Here is a 15,971-nt window from a genome sequence, read left to right on the forward strand (position 1 = left end):
AGCAGGCGCCTGACTAAGCCAGCACCCTCAGGATTTCATCCAGCGACGTATTGCGGATGCCGCGGCGATCGAATTCGTCGAGCATCGTCGTCCACCAACCGTGGAATCGCTTCAAGTCCGCCGCGTCGCGCACATACGGCGTATGCCCCGGCACCAGCGACGGCGAGTGGAACGACAGGTTGAGCAACCGAAGCCCCTCGCCGGCCGCAACGGCGACCGCTTCAAGCGCGGCTTCGATCGGCATATCCTCCGGCGTCAGCGCGATCCGCGACAGCAGGCCGGTACGCGCGAACAGCCCCCTGCCCTTCGGAATACCGCCCAACGCACGATACAGGCGCGCGCCACCCCGCCTTGCATGGCCAGTGAAAACCGTCGTCAACGGCAGCTCGACGATCCCCTGCACGCGATACGCCTGCGCGTCGGCTAGCCCGAAGTCGGGGCCGCCCTTGCCGCGGTAATCGTATCCCGCCCGCACCGAGCTATCGATCTCGTACCCCAGCCGCCTCAGAAGGTCGAAACTGTGCGGGCCGATACCGTAACGTCCCGCCCGATAGACGCGCGGTCGAACCCCGAACGTCGCGGTGATCTCTGTCGTCAGCGTTTCGAGTTTCGCCGCCTCGACCGCAGCGGGCAGATTGCCTGCAAAGCTCGATGTATCGCCTGTGCCATCCTCGAACGGCGGGGTGACCCACGAATGCAGCTGCGCACCGATCTCCGACCGCGCGTCCTCGATGACGCGCGCGAGGATCGCGACCGAACGGGGATCGGTGACGATCGGATGATCGACCATGCAGGTAAGCCCGACATCGCGCTCGGCAAACCGACGATGCGCGTCGGGAAAGGCGGCCATCGCGGTGGTCGCTCGGTTGCGAGGATCGGGCGGCGCGTCCCAGTCGAACTCCTCCTCGACATCGACCATGACCGTGAAACGGGTGCCGAACGTGTCCGGCCAGACGATGCGTTGCGCGTTGGTCGGCCGTGGCGGGCGATACGCGCGATCGGCGATCACCGTCGCTCGTCGACCATAAGCTCGGCCTGGTCACCGACGTTGCGCGCGTCCGACGCCGGGAGTTGCAGCGTGAGCGTGTCGATGCCGATCGTCAGCACCCCGCCGAGCTCGACCGCCAGATTCTGCGCCAGTCGAAGCGCGAAACCGGTACCGAGCAACGGCGCCCCCTCGCCGTCATTCTCCTGCTCCGCATCGATGCTGAGCAGGACATCGGTCACATGCGCCGCCAACGCGGCAGGCCGGTCGAACGCGATCGTCACCGTCTCGCCGACCGGTCGAACGACGATGCCGAGCCGCTCGTCGGGGCGCCCCGCCGATACCAGCGCCGCGATCAACCGCCCGATCAGCCGTTCGACCGCACGATCGTCCCCCAGGATGTCGCAATCGCCCGCCGGGGCGACGATCGCGACGCTGGTCCCGCGCAATGCGGCAAGCGGTTTCAGATCGGCCACGACGCGGTCCAGCAACGGCAGCACCGCTACCGCCGTCGGCCGCAGATCGAGCGCATGGCCTTCGATCCGCGCCGCGATATCCAGGTCGTCGATCGCCGCGAGCAGGTCGCTCGCCTGCGTGCGGATCGCCGTCGCCCGGTCGCGATAGGTCGGCGAGACGGGGCCGAGCAACTGCGTCTCGATCAGCTCGGCGAACCCGGAAATCGCGTTGGTCGGCGTCCGCAGCTCGTGGACAAGCTGGCGCAGCGAATCGGATACCGGCGAAGACGCGCGAGCCGGCTCGGCGGTCTCGTCGCGCCGCGGCCGTCGCCCGGTCCCGTGAAAGCCGATGAACCGACCGGAGGCATGTTCGAACGCCGGTACGCCGGACAACCGCCACGATCCGAACGCGTCGGACAGCCCGCCAACCTCGAGCCGCGCGTCGCTGAACCGCGACCGCCGCCTGAACGCACCCGCCACGACACCATCGAGCTGCGCCTCGCCCTGCCGCGCCGCATAGCCGAGCGACACGCCGACCAGCGCCGAGCGGGCGACGCCCTCGATCACCCGGATCACGCCGTGCGCATCGGTTTCGTACCGGAAGGTCTCGACCTCGATGGATACGGCCGCCGGAGCGCCGGTATCGACCGTGCGATCCTTGTTGAACGCCTCGATCCGAGCGACGAGATCGGAAATCTCGAACCGTTCGACATCGGTGCCGGCAGCCTGCTCGTCGTCGATCGCCGGGGCGCTCTCGGCCAGCTTCGCGTGACGCATGGCCTCCGCCATGAACGGCAATCCGCGCGCGACGTCGCCAAGCGCGATGAACGGTGTTTCGCTCAGCGGCGCGCTCGGCAGCGGCGACACCTCAGCTGCCGGCTCGACGATTGCTGTTTCTACGACAGACGCCACGGGCTCGGCGATGGCTGTTTCCGCAGCAATCGCCGCTGGCTCGACCGTAGCGGTTTCTGCGGCTACCGGAGCGGCTACGGCGGTATCGACGGGCTCGGGCACCGCTTCGGCCGGTTCATCGTCCGCTACCTCATCGGGCACGGCCTCAGGCTGTGGCAGGATGAAATCGATCGGGCCAAAGCTCTGGAGGCCGCGCTGAACCGCATCGGGCAGGTCGCGACGATGCCGCAAGACCGAACGACCCGCGGGCGTCAGCCGCGGCAGGATCGCCAGCCACGCGTCCGGCGCCAGCCTCGCCGTGCGCAATACCGGCGCGGCGATCGCCAACGCGTCTTCGGCGAAGAACGCGACCAGCAACGCATCCGGTGCGGCAAAGGCGAGCGCGCGCGCACTGGCCGCACGAACCGCGACCGGCACTTCCGGCCGCAGCATGCGCAACCTGGCGATCGACGGCGCGTCGCACGCGATGCGACCACGGCCCATCAGGTCGACGAGTTGCCGCCATGCCGACTGCGCTCCGAATTCGGAGGCCATGTCGGCAGAGAGGATCGTCTTCAGGCTGTCGTCGAACCGCACATTGTCTCCCGGAACGGATGACCTAGCATGTCCGCCGTTGCGATTCCTTAACGCGCGCGACTCTTCGAAGGAACTCCGCATTTTCCGACGCCAGCGGGTTCGTCGCATAGTGGGACAATTGCGTTTCGCCGCAACAATCTTATGGCTATGGGGAACGAACCAATTGGTTTGCGATGTTGCTCGGGAGTTGCGTGAAATGAGTTTTGACCGGATCGATCGGCAGATCCTGTCGCTGTTGCAGGCGGACGGACGAATGACAAACGTCGATCTGGCCGATCAGGTCGGCTTGACCGCACCGCCCTGCTTGCGCCGCGTCCGTGCCCTCGAGGAAGCCGGCGCGATCCGTGGCTATCACGCCGATCTCGACGCGAGCCGGCTGGGCTTTCCGATCACGGTGTTCGCGATGGTCTCGCTACGCAGCCAGGCCGAGCATGACCTCGCGGCGTTCGAGAATCACATCGCCGACATTCCCGAGATTCGCGAATGCCACATGCTCAACGGCGAGATCGACTTCATCCTGAAGATCGTCGCGGCCGATCTAAAGAGCTTCCAGGAAATTCTGACGACCCACCTGACGCCGGCACCCAACGTGGCGAGCGTGAAGACCTCGCTGACGATCCGCACCGCCAAGGCGCTCTCGGGTATCCCGGTAGTGGTCGGCGACTGACCAACTCTCGGCGCGCTGCCCGAAGCCGGTCGCGTCACCTGAAACGAAAACGGGGCGGCATCGCTGCCACCCCGCTTCCCCAGATCCAACCGGATCGCCTTAAGCGGCCGGAGCCGCCAGCCAGGTCGTCCACAGGCCCGCGACGTCGGCCTTCGGCGAAGCCTTGACCGCGGCGAACGCAGCCGCAGCGCCGGCCTTGTCGCCCGACTTCGCGAGCGCGATGCCGAGATGCAGGTTCACGTCGTCGGCGTCGACACCACCCTTGGTCAGTGCCAGCTTATAAAGCTCGGCAGACTTGGCATAGTTGTTCTGCCCGAGATACGCATCGGCCGTGCCCGCGGCGAGCTTGCCGTTGGCTGCGGTCGTCGCGCGCTTTTCGAGGCCCGCGAGCGGACCATCGGCAGCGATGTTCTTGGTCGCGTCGGCCAGCAGGCCCTTCGACATCGCGTTGCCAGCGGGGATCTTGCCCTGCGCCATGCCTTCCTTGATCACCGCCTGTGCCTCGCTCGGCAGGCCACGACGGTTCACGCTGTCGGCATATTGCAGATAGTCGGTCTGGTCGGCGAGCGAATTGGTCGCCCGCATCAGGCGGAAGATGTCGACCTTCTGCGCCTCGTCGAGCGGGATCAGCGCGTTCTGCTGGATGCCCGACAGGATCAGCACGTCGCGCCAGTTCTTCGCCGACGGGTATGCCGTGATCCACTTCTTCAGCCACGCCATCGTGTCGGCGTTGCGCTTGGCAGCGTAGGACTTGGCGATCGCATAGCGATAATAGTCTTCGGGAGCCTTCTGGCCCGCCGCGGTCATCTGCGTGATCGAAGCGTCGAGATCGGCGGTGGCACCGGTCACGTCGCCGCTTTCCATCTTTGCCTTGACGATCTGCAACCCGAGGTCCGGGTTGGTATATCCGAGTTCCTTGGCCTTCGCGAAATACTGCAGCGCGATCGGATACTGTTTGCCGTTGAACGCGAGTGCACCGCGGCGATATGCGTATTTGCCGCGATCGGCGGCCGGCGTCGCCGGATTGGCGATCAGCGCGTCGAGCGGCTTTGCCAGCGTCGTCTCGTTCATCGGCGCGTTGGGGTTGGCGGTCTGCGCGGCGACCAGCTTCTCGTTCTCGAGCTGATAGCGGAGCGCGGCGCCGATATACTTCTCGTAGTCGGTCTTCGCCGCGGCGTCGATCTGGTCGATCGCGGTCTGGGCGCCGGCGTAATCCTTAGCGGTCAGCGCGGTCTGCGCGGCAATGCCGGGCTTCTGGACTTCGGGGCTCAGCTTCATTGCCGGTGCCTCTTCGGCCTTCTTGTCCTTGGCGAACGCAGGCGCCGACAGCGCGAGGCCGCTCGTGCCGGTGGCAAACGCCGCAATCAGTGCAAGCTTGGAAATGGTCTTCATGCGGAAACTCTCCCTCTGCGTCGGCCCGCTTACGTAAGTGGCGCGCGACGACGCTATATGATCCGCCATGCATACGTTCAAGCGAGCGGCTTGGATCCCGCGGATGTAAGATTGCGCGTGAACGTCGATTGAACGCGCTCCCCGCCGCCGCTAGATCGCGACGATGATCGCTGTACTATCGCCCGCCAAGACGCTCGATTACGAGAGCGCGCTGCCCAAGCTCGACCCGACCACGCCGCGGTTTGCCGATGAGGCGAAGACGCTCGCGCATGCCGCCGCACACCTGACGCAAAAGAAGCTGTCCGAGCTGATGCATATCTCGCCCGCGCTGGCAAAGCTGAACGCGGACCGGTATCGCGATTTCGACACCCTGCCCGAGCGGCCGGCGATGTTCGCGTTTGCAGGCGATGTCTATACTGGGTTGGAGGCCAAGACGCTCGACGAGACGGCGGTGGATTACGCGCAGGATCACGTGCGGATGTTGTCGGGGCTGTACGGCTTGCTCCGCCCGCTCGATCTGATGCGTCCTTACCGGCTGGAAATGGGCACGCGCTGGGCGCCGCGGAAGACGAAGCTGACCGACTGGTGGGGAGACCGGATCGCCAAGCTGCTCGCGGACGACGTCGAGGCGGAGGGATCGCAGACGATCCTCAACCTCGCGAGCCAGGAATATTGGGCGGCGGCGGACGGCATGCTGCCCAAGTCGATCCGCGTCGTCGCGATCGATTTTCGCGAGGGCGAGGCGCAGAAATTCGTCAGCTTCCACGCGAAAAAGGCCCGCGGGATGGTCGCGCGGTGGCTGGCCGAACACCGTGTCGACGACATCGAGGGGATCAAGGGATTCGACAGCGACGGCTATGCGTATGACGCGGCGGGCAGCAGCGAAGCGCAGTTCCGGTTCGTCCGCAAGTGAGCAGCGCGGTCGTCATCGGCACCTCGGGCGGGATCGGCAAGGCGCTGGAAGAGGCGCTGATCGAGGAAGGTGCGTTCGACAAGGTCTACGGGTTCGCGCGGTCGGAGAGCGGCGATCGGCATCTCGACCTGGAGGACGAGGCGAGCATTGCGGCGGCGGCTTTGCGGGTCGGCTCGCCGACGCTGGTGATCGTCGCGACGGGGGTGCTGCACGACGGCGACAAGGGCCCGGAGAAGGCGATGCGCGAGCTTGATCCGGTGTGGATGGCGCGCAACTTCGCGATCAACGCGATCGGGCCGGCGCTGGTGGCGAAGCACTTCCTGCCGACGATGCCGAAGGCGGGGCGGATCGTGTTCGCGGTGCTGTCTGCTCGTGTCGGCAGCATCGGCGATAACAAGCTCGGCGGGTGGTACGGCTATCGCGCGTCGAAGGCGGCGCTGAACCAGTTGGTGAAGACGATCGCGATCGAGGACAAGCGCCGGAACTCCAGCGGGATCGTCGTGGGGTTGCATCCGGGAACGGTCGACACCGGCCTGTCGAAGCCATTCCAGGGCAACGTGACGCCCGGCAACCTGTTCAAGCCGGACCGCGGGGCGGTGCAGTTGCTCGACGTCATCGATGGCCTGCGCGCGCCGGACAGCGGCAAACTCTTTGCGTGGGATGGGGTAGAGGTCACGCCCTAGCAGCCAGTAATACCGGCTTGCCGACCAACCACCTCGTCATCCCCGCGCAGGCGGGGATCCATATGCTCTGACGGTAGCGATGGAGCCGAAAGGTTGCCACTATGGGTTCCCGCCTCCGCGGGAATGACAAGGCCTTGGCTGGACTTCGGCACTATGCATGACGCAGATTTCACCTGCCTGCCATTTTCCGTTCAGGTCCCCCGGCGCAGTCTCCCCGCATCGTCCACCAAGGCCGAAACGAGAGGATACCCGCATGAAGAAGTCCCTCCCCCTCGCGATCCTCGCCGGTAGCGCGCTGATCTCCGGCGGCGCTGCGGTTGCCGCCACTCAGGCGCAGACCAAGACCGTCCAGCCGAAGACCGTCGCGACGCACACCACGACCACCAAGACGACCACGCCGATGGGCAACACCAAGGTCGCCAAGCGCACCACGACCGTCGCCAAGGGCCGCATGGTCACCGCCAAGCTCGCGAACGGCAAGTCCGTCACCTACAATTGCTCGCTCGCCGGCAACAAGACCAAGACCGCCTGCAAATAAGCCCGAATTAACGATGAAACCCTTCTCCCTCGCGTGCGTACGCGTGCGCGGGGGTAGTAAGGTGCCCCCCCCTCGGCTAAGGTCTGTCATCATACCGCAACAAGCCGAAAGCGTTCAGATTTGACCGACGAGACCACACTCGCCGAACCCCAGGGCGGCGAGCCCGCCGGCATCGCCACGATCTCGATCGTCGACGAGATGAAGTCGAGCTATCTCGACTATGCGATGAGCGTCATCGTCGCGCGCGCGCTGCCCGACGTTCGCGACGGCCTCAAGCCCGTCCATCGCCGCATCCTATACGGCGCGCACGAGAGCGGCTTCGTCGCCGGCAAGCCCTATCGCAAGTCGGCGCGCATCGTCGGTGACGTCATGGGTAAATACCATCCGCACGGCGACAGCTCGATCTACGACGCGTTGGCCCGCATGACGCAGGACTGGTCGATGCGCGTGCCGCTGATCGACGGCCAGGGCAACTTCGGCTCGATGGATCCCGATCCACCCGCGGCGATGCGCTACACCGAGGCCCGTCTCGGCAAGGTGGCGAACGCGCTGCTCGGCGATCTCGACAAGGACACGGTCGACTTCACGCCCAACTATGACGGCTCGGAGCGCGAACCTTCGGTGCTGCCGGCGCGCTTCCCGAACCTGCTGGTCAACGGCGCGGGCGGCATCGCCGTCGGCATGGCGACCAACATCCCGCCGCACAATCTCGGCGAAGTCATCGCCGCGTGCCTCGCGTACATGGACAATGGCGCGATCACGACCGAGGAACTGTTCGAGATCGTCCCCGGTCCCGACTTCCCGACCGGCGCGATCATCCTCGGCCGGGCGGGCGCCAAGTCGGCGTACGAAACCGGCCGCGGTTCGATCATCGTCCGCTCGCGCCATATCGTCGAGGAGGGCAAGGGCGACCGTCGCTCGATCGTCCTCACCGAGATCCCGTTCCAGACCGGCAAGAACGGCCTGGTCGAGAAGATCGCCGAAGCCGCCAAGGACAAGCGGATCGAAGGCGTCAGCGACATCCGCGACGAATCGAGCCGCATGGGCGTGCGCATCGTCATCGACCTGAAGCGCGACGCGACCGTCGACGTGGTGCTCAACCAGCTCTGGCGACACACGCCCGCGCAGTCGAGCTTCCCCGCCAACATGCTGGCGATCCGCGGCGGCCGTCCCGAGCTGCTCAACCTGCGCGACATCATCGGCGCGTTCATCACCTTCCGCGAGCAGGTCATCACCCGCCGCTCGAAGTTCGAACTCGCCAAGGCTAGAGAGCGCGCGCATCTGTTGCTCGGCCTCGTCATCGCGGTCACCAACCTCGACGAAGTCGTCAAGATCATCCGAGGGTCGTCGAGCCCCGCCGAAGCACGCGGCAAGCTGCTCGCGCGCGAATGGCCGGTCGAGGAGATCGCGCCGTACATCGCACTGGTCGAGGCGGTCGAGGACAAGCAGGCCGACGGCATCTACAAGCTGTCCGAGCCGCAGGTCCGCGCGATCCTCGATCTCCGCCTCCATCGCCTGACATTGCTCGGCCGCGACGAGATCGGCGACGAGCTGAAGGCGCTGGCAGCGACGATCGGCGAGCTGCTCCACATCCTCGGCGACCGTGCGAAGCTGTACGAGGTTATGCGCGGCGAGCTGATCGCGATCCGCGACGAATTCGCCACCCCGCGCCGCTCCGAGATCGCCGCCGCCGCCAACGGCATCGACGACGAGGACCTGATCGAGCGCGAGGACATGGTCGTCACCGTGACCATGCAGGGCTATATCAAGCGCACCAGCCTCGACACGTTCCGCGCGCAGGCCCGCGGCGGCAAGGGTCGCGCGGGCATGTCGACGAAGGACGAGGACGTCGTCACCGAGCTGTTCGTCACCTCGACGCACACCCCGGTGCTGTTCTTCTCGAACCTCGGCAAGGTCTATCGCTACAAGGTCTGGCGTCTGCCCGAGGGCGGGCCTGCGACACGTGGTCGGCCGATGATCAACCTGCTGCCGCTGGCGCCGGGCGAGACGATCTCGACCGTGCTCCCGCTGCCGGAGGATCTCAGCGAGTGGAGCCGCCTGCACGTGATGTTCGCGACGCAGCGCGGACTCGTGCGCCGCAACGCGATGGACGCGTTCACCAACGTGCCGTCGAACGGCAAGATCGCGATGCGCTTCGAGGAAGGGTCTGAGGACAAGCTGATCGGCGTCGCGCTGCTCAGCGAGCATGACGACGTGCTCCTCGCGACCAAGCTCGGCAAGGCGATCCGCTTCGCCGGCGACGACGTCCGCGAGTTCCAGAGCCGGACGTCGACCGGCGTCCGCGGCGTCACGCTGAAGGGCGACGACGAGGTCATCTCGCTGTCGGTCCTGCACCGTGTCGGCGCGACGCCCGAGGAGCGCGAGACGTACCTCAAGTTCGCACCGTGGAAGGGCGAGCGCGAGGGCGATCACGGCATGGGCGCCGACCGCTACAACGACCTCAAGGACCGCGAGCAGTTCATCCTGACGGTCTGCGAGAACGGCTATGGCAAGCTGTCGAGCGCCTATGACTATCGCCGCACCGGTCGCGGTGGCCAGGGCATCACGAACATCGACAACATCGCGCGCAACGGCCCCGTCGTGGCGAGCTTCGCCGCGGCGAAGGGCCATCAGCTGATGCTGGTGACCAACCAGGCGAAACTGATCCGCACGACGCTCGCGTCGCTCCGCGTCATCAGCCGCAACTCGGCGGGCGTGAAGCTGTTCGACGTCGCGAAGGGCGAACATGTCGTCTCCGCCGCACGGATCGAGGAAACCGAGGAAGACGCCGAGATCAACCTGGCGGGCGCCGTGCCGGAGGTCGCGCCTGATACCGGCGCGACGATCGGCGAGGATACCGCCGCGGGCCCGGAGGACGGCGAATGAGCCGCGATCCGATCGCCTATAAGGTGCTGACGGGAGACCAGCTGGCGACCCTGGAAAGCGGGAGCTTTGCGGGTGCACCGGTGGATCTGGCTGACGGCTATATCCACCTGTCGACCGCCGAGCAGCTGACGGAGACGGTCGACAAGCACTTCGCCGGGCAGTCGGACCTGCACGTGGCGGCGATCGATCTCGAAGCGCTGGGTGACGACGTGAAGTGGGAAGAGTCGCGTGGCGGGCAACTGTTCCCGCACATCCATGGCGGCCCGCTGCTGCTGGAAGTCGTGCTGTCCTACGGCACTCTGGAACGCGACGAAGCCGGCAAGGTGAAGCTCCCCGTCGCGGGCTGACCGGCACTCAGGTCAAAGCATGTTTCCCCGCGAAGGCGGGGACCCAGTCTGGGCTCCCTCCTTCGCGGGAGAACAAGGAAGCGGGGGGCTGGCGTTCGTTGTGGGTGGCTCAACGCGGGCTCACGCTATAACGGCGCTAGCTTCGGCAACGGCATCTCACCGCGCCGCAAACGCTCGTAATCATGTACGCGCTCCCCACAGAGGCACCACCCCGGCGAAGGCCGGGGCCCAATTGGAAAGGTCGGCGTAATTGGGGGCCACGCTCCGTGAGCTACCTTACCCAATTGGGCCCCGGCCTTCGCCGGGGTGGATAAGCTACTCGGACGCCGCCCCCTCACCCAGCCGCAAACGCAGCCCGAACGAACCGCGCGCAAGCCTCAGGCGCAGTGATCGGGATCATATGCCCGCCCTCGATCGTGTCGATCTTCGCCCCCGCGATCGCCGCCGCGGTCCGGTGACCATTCCACGCCGGATCGAGGATCGCGTCCTGCCGCCCGTACAGGATGCGCGTCGGAAGCTGGATTTCGCCATAGCGCGCCGCCATCGCCGTCACGTCGTCGTTCGCCCCTGCCAGATCGGCCGCCGCCGCGGCGATCGCGATCGGTCGCGCCGCGAGCGCACCGCCGCCGCGGGTCACGAAGTCCTCCGGCACCGCCTCGGGCGCGAATACGCCTTGCAACGTCCTGGTCGCCGTCAGCCGGCTGAGCGGCGTACCGAGCACCTGCGCGAAGGCGAGACGCGCGCCAGCAGGAATCCGCGCCAGTCCACGAAAACTCTCGGGCACCTGCTCCAGCGGTTGCGTCAGCGGCGCGATCAACGCCAGCGCGCGGACCAGATGCGGATGATCGAGGCCGACCGCCAGCCCGATCGCGCCGCCCAGCGAATGGCCGACGAACAGCGGCCGATCGAGCCCGAGCTTCTGGATGAAGTCCGCGATGATCGCACCCTGCGCGATGAGCCCCGGCGTGGTGTTCCCGGTCGCGACCGAATAGCCCGAGCCAGGCCGATCGACGACGATGACGCGGTATTCGTCCTTGAGCAGATCGACGAGCGCATAGCTGAAGTTGCGCAACTGTCCGCCGAGGCCGTGGACCATGACGATCGTCGGCCCGGTCTGCGATCCGACATCGATGTAATGAAGTCGGGCCCCGTCGACGTCGAGAAAGCGTCCGTCGACCGGCACCAGGTCTTCGGCATGGCGCGCGAGCCGGCTCGAATAGAGCGACAGCCCGAGCCCCGACACCGCGGCCAGCAGCGCCCCCCCGATCAATCCCTTGCCCGTACGCCGCATCGTGATCTCCTGAATATGGTCCGGCATCTCAACGCCGCGGCTTGGTCAAAGTCGCATTTCCGCGGCCGGGATCGGTGGCCGTACCACCGACCGCGTCCGGATACCGCATCGATGCTGCGGAAACGGATCTCGCGCGACCCGCCGATATAAAGAAAATGGTGCACCCAGAGCGATTCGAACGCCCGACCCTCAGATTCGTAGTCTGATGCTCTATCCAGCTGAGCTATGGGTGCATCGCCGTCCCGTGACCGGTTCGACAAGCCCGCTATGAAGCGGAAAATCCTGGTGCACCCAGAGCGATTCGAACGCCCGACCCTCAGATTCGTAGTCTGATGCTCTATCCAGCTGAGCTATGGGTGCACTGGAGGGGCGCTGATAGCAGGCATTTTCGGCGGTGCAAGGGTTTGCCGCGAGAAAGTTGTGCGCAAAGCTTTCGCAGCATAGAGCGGCGGACATGAAACACGCCGCTTCGCTCCGCCACGTATCGCTCGCGCTCGTCCTCGCAACGGGCGCGTGCAGCCATGACAGGACGAGCTACCCGTCGCTCGGCGCCCGGCCGATCGAGAAGCTCGGCTTTGCCGAACCCGCGGTGAAAGCGGCGGTCGCGGCCCCCGATCCGGCGCTCGACGCGGAGATCGCGACGCTGTCCGGCAAGCTCGACGCGATCGCCACCGGATTCGCGCGCGATGCAGCCAAGGCCGAGGCGCTGGCGCGGACGGCGCGCGGTGCGGCGGTCGGCAGCGAGCCGTGGATCGCGGCGCAGACCGCCCTCGCCGGGCTCGACGACTGGCGCGCGCAGAGTTCGTCGCTGGTCACCGACATGGAATCGCGCGCAACCGATCGTGCGGCCAAGTTGCAGCCCGATTATCCCGCGCTGGCGACGATCCGCAACAAGGCGCAGGCCGAAGCCGACCGGCAGGGCGCCACGATCGCGCGCATCCAGGCGAGCATGCCCTCTGCTTGAACTGTCCGTCTGGTCCTTCCCCGCCGGGGAGAGGACGAGAAGCTCAGAACCCCTTCAGCAACGGCAGGATCGTTGAGTAATCGTCGGTCCACCCCGCAAAGCCTTTTCGCGGCGTCGGCGTGGTCCAACCGGAATCCTTCGCGCGTAACGCCGCGATCGCGCGCGGATCACGCGACAGCGCCACCCAGTCCGACGCCGAGGCACGGTCGACGAGCACGCTCGACGGACGATACCGCAGTATCACCGCGATCCAGCCGCCCTCGCGTGCCGCTGCGGCCACCACCGGTTCGAGATCGATGAACCGGTTGGAGATATGCACCAGCAACAGCCCCCCCGGCGCCAGCACCCGGCCATAGGTCGCAAACGCCTCGCGCGTCATCAGATGCATCGGCACCGAATCGGACGAGAACGCGTCGAGCGCGAGCAGGTCGAGGCTGTTCGACGCGTCGTGCGCCAGCGCTATCCGCGCATCGCCCATCCGGATATCGGGGTTGGGCAGGCATCGCGACAGATAGGTGAACTGGCCCGTATCGCGCGCGATCGCAACGACCGCCGGGTCGATCTCGTAGAACCGCCAGCGCTGGCCAGCCTCTGCGTAACACGACAGCGTCCCCGTCCCGAGCCCGACGACACCGATCCGCGCGGTCGGACCATATAGCGCGGGTGCGGCGAGCATCGCCTGCCCCACGCCCGAACCGACCGCATAATAGGTGGTCGGCGTCCGCTCGCGCGCCGGCGAACCGCGCAGTTGGATGCCGTGGACCGTCGTCCCGTGATCGAGTTCGCGCGTACCGCCATCCGGCCCCGGCTCGTTTCGCACGGTATAGACACCGAAATAGCTGCGGACGCGCGCGCCGGGCTCGATCGACAGTTCCAGCGACCGATAGCCGCCAAACAGGACGAGCGAGGCCGCCAGCACGATCATGTACGGCAATCGCGCGCCGATCGCCGCGAAGCCGATCGTCGCGACGATCAGGAAAGCGAGACCCTGCTGGCTCTCGCCCAACAGGCCGTCGGGGTTACCGATACGCAGACCGGCAACGGCCAGCAGGACGAGAACGATCGCAGCGAGCGTGACCCATTTCGTCCCTCCCCTCGCCATCCACAGATTGCGCAACCGCGCGATCAGATAGACCTGCGGCACCAGCGCCCCGGCCGCGAGGATCAGCAGCGGATATTCATAGGTCCAGTCGAACACCACCGGCGCGACCAACGCGGCAAATACGCCGCCGAGCGCCCCGCCCGCCGACATCGCCAGATAGAAGCCGGTCAGCCGGTCCGGTGCGGGCCGCTTGCGATAGAGCGCGGTGTGCAGCGCGACCGAGATCATGAACAGCAGCACCAGCGCGATGCCGGCGCTGAAGAAGGGCCGCTCGGTGTAGCCACCGCTCATGATGACCCCGCCGAACAGCAAAATCGTGATCGGCGCGATCCGGGTCAGCAGGTCGGCGAGCCAGCGATCGTTGGCGAACGCGACGCTGAAGCTCAGCAGATACAACCCGAGCGGGATCACCCAGAGCAGCGGCATCGCGACGATATCGGTCGAGATATAGGTCGACGTCGCGAGCATCATCCCCGACGGGACAAGCGCAAGCGCGATCCAATGCAGGATTCGCTTGGCACCCGGCGGCGCGCTGGTGGCGACGACATGATCGGCTGCCGCCGTCCTGGGCAGGCGCGTGGCGCAGGCCAGCACGAGCAAGATCAGCATAACATAGCCGCCGCTCCACAGCAGGCTCTGCGCATGGATCGCCATCAGCGGCTCGACCAGTAACGGGTACGCGATCAGCCCGGCGAAACTGCCGAGATTGGACGCGGCATACAGCGCATAGGGATCGCCGCCGCCGCTGGCCGCACTGAACCAGCGCTGGATCAACGGTGCCTGCGCAGAGACCGCAAAGAACAACGGCCCGATCGACAGCCCGAGCAGCCACGGCACCCACAAGGCCGGCAACGCATCCGCCGGCAGGTCCATCGCGATCAGCCCGATCGGCAACCAAAGTGCCGCGACGATCAGCACGCCGAGATGGATCGCCGCCTGCGCATGCGGCCTCACCCGCCCGAGCCAATGCGCATAGGCATAGCCCGCGAGCAGCAACGCCTGGTACACCAGCATCGCCGAGTTCCACACCGCCGGCGCTCCGCCCAGCCGCGGCAACGCCATCCGCGCCACCATCGGCTGGACGAGGAAAAGCAGGAACGACCCCGTCAGGATCGTCGCGACGAACATCGTTCGGCACCAGCGTGCCATCAGCGGCCTGTCGTCCGCGCCGACCGTGTCAGCCATTCAGCAATTTCGCCGCATGCGCCGCGTGATAGGTCAGCACGCCCGAGCAGCCTGCGCGCTTGAACGACATCAGCGTCTCCAGCACCATCACGTCCCGTTCCGCCGCACCGGCTGCGACGGCGTGCTCGATCATCGCGTATTCGCCCGACACCTGGTACGCGAACACCGGCACTTCGAACGCCTGGCGAACGCGGACGATGATGTCGAGATACGGCAGGCCGGGCTTGACCATCACCGTGTCTGCGCCCTCCGCCAGGTCCATCGCGACCTCGCGCAGCGCTTCCTCGGCGTTGGCATTGTCCATCTGGTAGGTCTTCTTGTCGCCCTTCAGCAGCCCACGACTTCCGACCGCATCGCGGAACGGGCCGTAGAACGCGCTCGCATATTTGGCGGCATAGGACATTATCTGGACGTTGTGATGCGAGTCCGCCTCGAGCGCGCTGCGGATCATCCCGATCCGCCCGTCCATCATGTCCGACGGCGCGATGATATCGGCGCCCGCATTCGCCTGGTTGAGCGCCTGCGCGACGAGCATCTCGGCGGTGGTGTCGTTGACGACATAGCCAGCCGCGTCGACCAGCCCGTCATGGCCGTGGCTCGTATACGGATCGAGCGCGACGTCGGTCAGCACGCCGACCTCGGGCACCGCATCCTTCAGCGCACGGATCGCCTGGCACATGAGGTTGTCGGGGTTGAGCGCCTCGCGGCCGTCTTCGGTCCGGCGCTCGACCTGTGTGTACGGGAACAGCGCGATGCACGGTATGCCGAGGTCGCGCGCCTCGCGGCCACGCGCGACGATCCCGTCGACCGACCAGCGCGACACGCCCGGCAGGCTGGCGATCGGTTGCTCGACGCCGGCTCCCTCGGTGACGAACAACGGCCAGATCAGGTCGGCGGGAGTCAGCACGGTCTCGGCATGGAGGCGGCGGCTCCAGGCGGAGGCGCGGGTGCGACGGAGGCGAAGCGCGGGATAGCTTGCGGTCATGCGGCGGGCTTTGCGGGATGCGCGACGACGGATCAAGTTTTACGGGCAAAGCGTTACGGGTGCGAAACCGCATGCCGTGCGTTGGGGGCC

The 15,971-nt window shown here is 66.5% G+C and carries 13 protein-coding genes and 2 tRNA genes; 7 read left to right on the forward strand and 8 right to left on the reverse strand.

What is annotated here, in order from left to right:
• Window positions 1–13 precede the first annotated feature (13 nt).
• Entirely contained in the window at window positions 14–1,009 is a 996-nt protein-coding gene (locus C8J44_RS04350; protein WP_310886152.1) for a WalW protein, read from the reverse strand.
• Complete coding sequence (locus C8J44_RS04355; protein WP_259466703.1) at window positions 1,006–2,928, reverse strand: HAMP domain-containing sensor histidine kinase; 1,923 nt, start codon at window positions 2,926–2,928, stop codon at window positions 1,006–1,008. The genes C8J44_RS04350 and C8J44_RS04355 overlap by 4 nt, the downstream gene beginning before the upstream one ends.
• A gap of 196 nt (window positions 2,929–3,124) precedes the next feature.
• Here C8J44_RS04355 and C8J44_RS04360 point away from each other — a divergent pair, with 196 nt between their 5' ends.
• Window positions 3,125–3,595, forward strand: coding sequence for an Lrp/AsnC family transcriptional regulator (locus C8J44_RS04360; protein ID WP_056047776.1), 471 nt, complete (start codon window positions 3,125–3,127; stop codon window positions 3,593–3,595).
• Between the two features lie 99 nt (window positions 3,596–3,694).
• Here the strand turns inward: C8J44_RS04360 and C8J44_RS04365 are convergent, their stop codons facing one another.
• On the reverse strand, window positions 3,695–4,987 hold the full coding sequence (locus C8J44_RS04365) for a hypothetical protein (protein WP_121903465.1): 1,293 nt from the start codon (window positions 4,985–4,987) through the stop codon (window positions 3,695–3,697).
• Window positions 4,988–5,150: 163 nt separating this feature from the next.
• Between C8J44_RS04365 and yaaA the strand changes: the two genes are divergently transcribed.
• The 5 genes from yaaA to C8J44_RS04390 all read left to right on the forward strand — a co-directional run bounded on the left by yaaA (window position 5,151) and on the right by C8J44_RS04390 (window position 10,354).
• On the forward strand, window positions 5,151–5,900 hold the full coding sequence (gene yaaA / locus C8J44_RS04370; RefSeq protein ID WP_121903466.1) for a peroxide stress protein YaaA: 750 nt from the start codon (window positions 5,151–5,153) through the stop codon (window positions 5,898–5,900).
• Window positions 5,897–6,583, forward strand: coding sequence for an SDR family NAD(P)-dependent oxidoreductase (locus tag C8J44_RS04375; protein ID WP_121903467.1), 687 nt, complete (start codon window positions 5,897–5,899; stop codon window positions 6,581–6,583). The genes yaaA and C8J44_RS04375 overlap by 4 nt, the downstream gene beginning before the upstream one ends.
• Window positions 6,584–6,836: 253 nt before the next feature.
• Window positions 6,837–7,121, forward strand: coding sequence for a hypothetical protein (locus tag C8J44_RS04380; protein ID WP_121903468.1), 285 nt, complete (start codon window positions 6,837–6,839; stop codon window positions 7,119–7,121).
• Window positions 7,122–7,241: 120 nt separating this feature from the next.
• Window positions 7,242–10,007 (forward strand): DNA gyrase subunit A, encoded by a 2,766-nt coding sequence (gyrA, locus tag C8J44_RS04385; protein ID WP_121903469.1) that lies wholly within the window; start codon window positions 7,242–7,244, stop codon window positions 10,005–10,007.
• Window positions 10,004–10,354 carry a DUF952 domain-containing protein gene (locus tag C8J44_RS04390; protein WP_121903470.1) on the forward strand — a complete coding sequence of 117 codons (351 nt, stop codon included), beginning with the start codon at window positions 10,004–10,006 and terminating at the stop codon, window positions 10,352–10,354. Before gyrA ends, C8J44_RS04390 begins: the two co-directional genes overlap by 4 nt.
• A 334-nt stretch (window positions 10,355–10,688) precedes the next feature.
• Here C8J44_RS04390 and C8J44_RS04395 read toward each other — a convergent pair whose 3' ends face one another.
• The 3 genes from C8J44_RS04395 to C8J44_RS04405 all read right to left on the reverse strand — a co-directional run bounded on the left by C8J44_RS04395 (window position 10,689) and on the right by C8J44_RS04405 (window position 12,005).
• On the reverse strand, window positions 10,689–11,645 hold the full coding sequence (locus C8J44_RS04395; protein WP_121903844.1) for an alpha/beta fold hydrolase: 957 nt from the start codon (window positions 11,643–11,645) through the stop codon (window positions 10,689–10,691).
• A gap of 156 nt (window positions 11,646–11,801) precedes the next feature.
• Window positions 11,802–11,878 (reverse strand) — tRNA-Arg (locus C8J44_RS04400).
• Window positions 11,879–11,928: 50 nt separating this feature from the next.
• Window positions 11,929–12,005 (reverse strand) — tRNA-Arg (locus tag C8J44_RS04405).
• Window positions 12,006–12,099: 94 nt separating this feature from the next.
• On the opposite strand from C8J44_RS04405, the gene C8J44_RS04410 reads away from it, so the two are divergent.
• Window positions 12,100–12,609 (forward strand): hypothetical protein, encoded by a 510-nt coding sequence (locus C8J44_RS04410; RefSeq protein ID WP_121903471.1) that lies wholly within the window; start codon window positions 12,100–12,102, stop codon window positions 12,607–12,609.
• Between the two features lie 43 nt (window positions 12,610–12,652).
• Here the strand turns inward: C8J44_RS04410 and C8J44_RS04415 are convergent, their stop codons facing one another.
• Entirely contained in the window at window positions 12,653–14,896 is a 2,244-nt protein-coding gene (locus tag C8J44_RS04415; RefSeq protein WP_259466704.1) for a fused MFS/spermidine synthase, read from the reverse strand.
• Entirely contained in the window at window positions 14,889–15,881 is a 993-nt protein-coding gene (hemB, locus tag C8J44_RS04420) for a porphobilinogen synthase (protein ID WP_121903472.1), read from the reverse strand. Before hemB ends, C8J44_RS04415 begins: the two co-directional genes overlap by 8 nt.
• Window positions 15,882–15,971 lie beyond the last annotated feature (90 nt).

This window comes from Sphingomonas sp. PP-CE-3A-406, from assembly GCF_003688625.1.
GTDB lineage: Bacteria > Pseudomonadota > Alphaproteobacteria > Sphingomonadales > Sphingomonadaceae > Sphingomonas.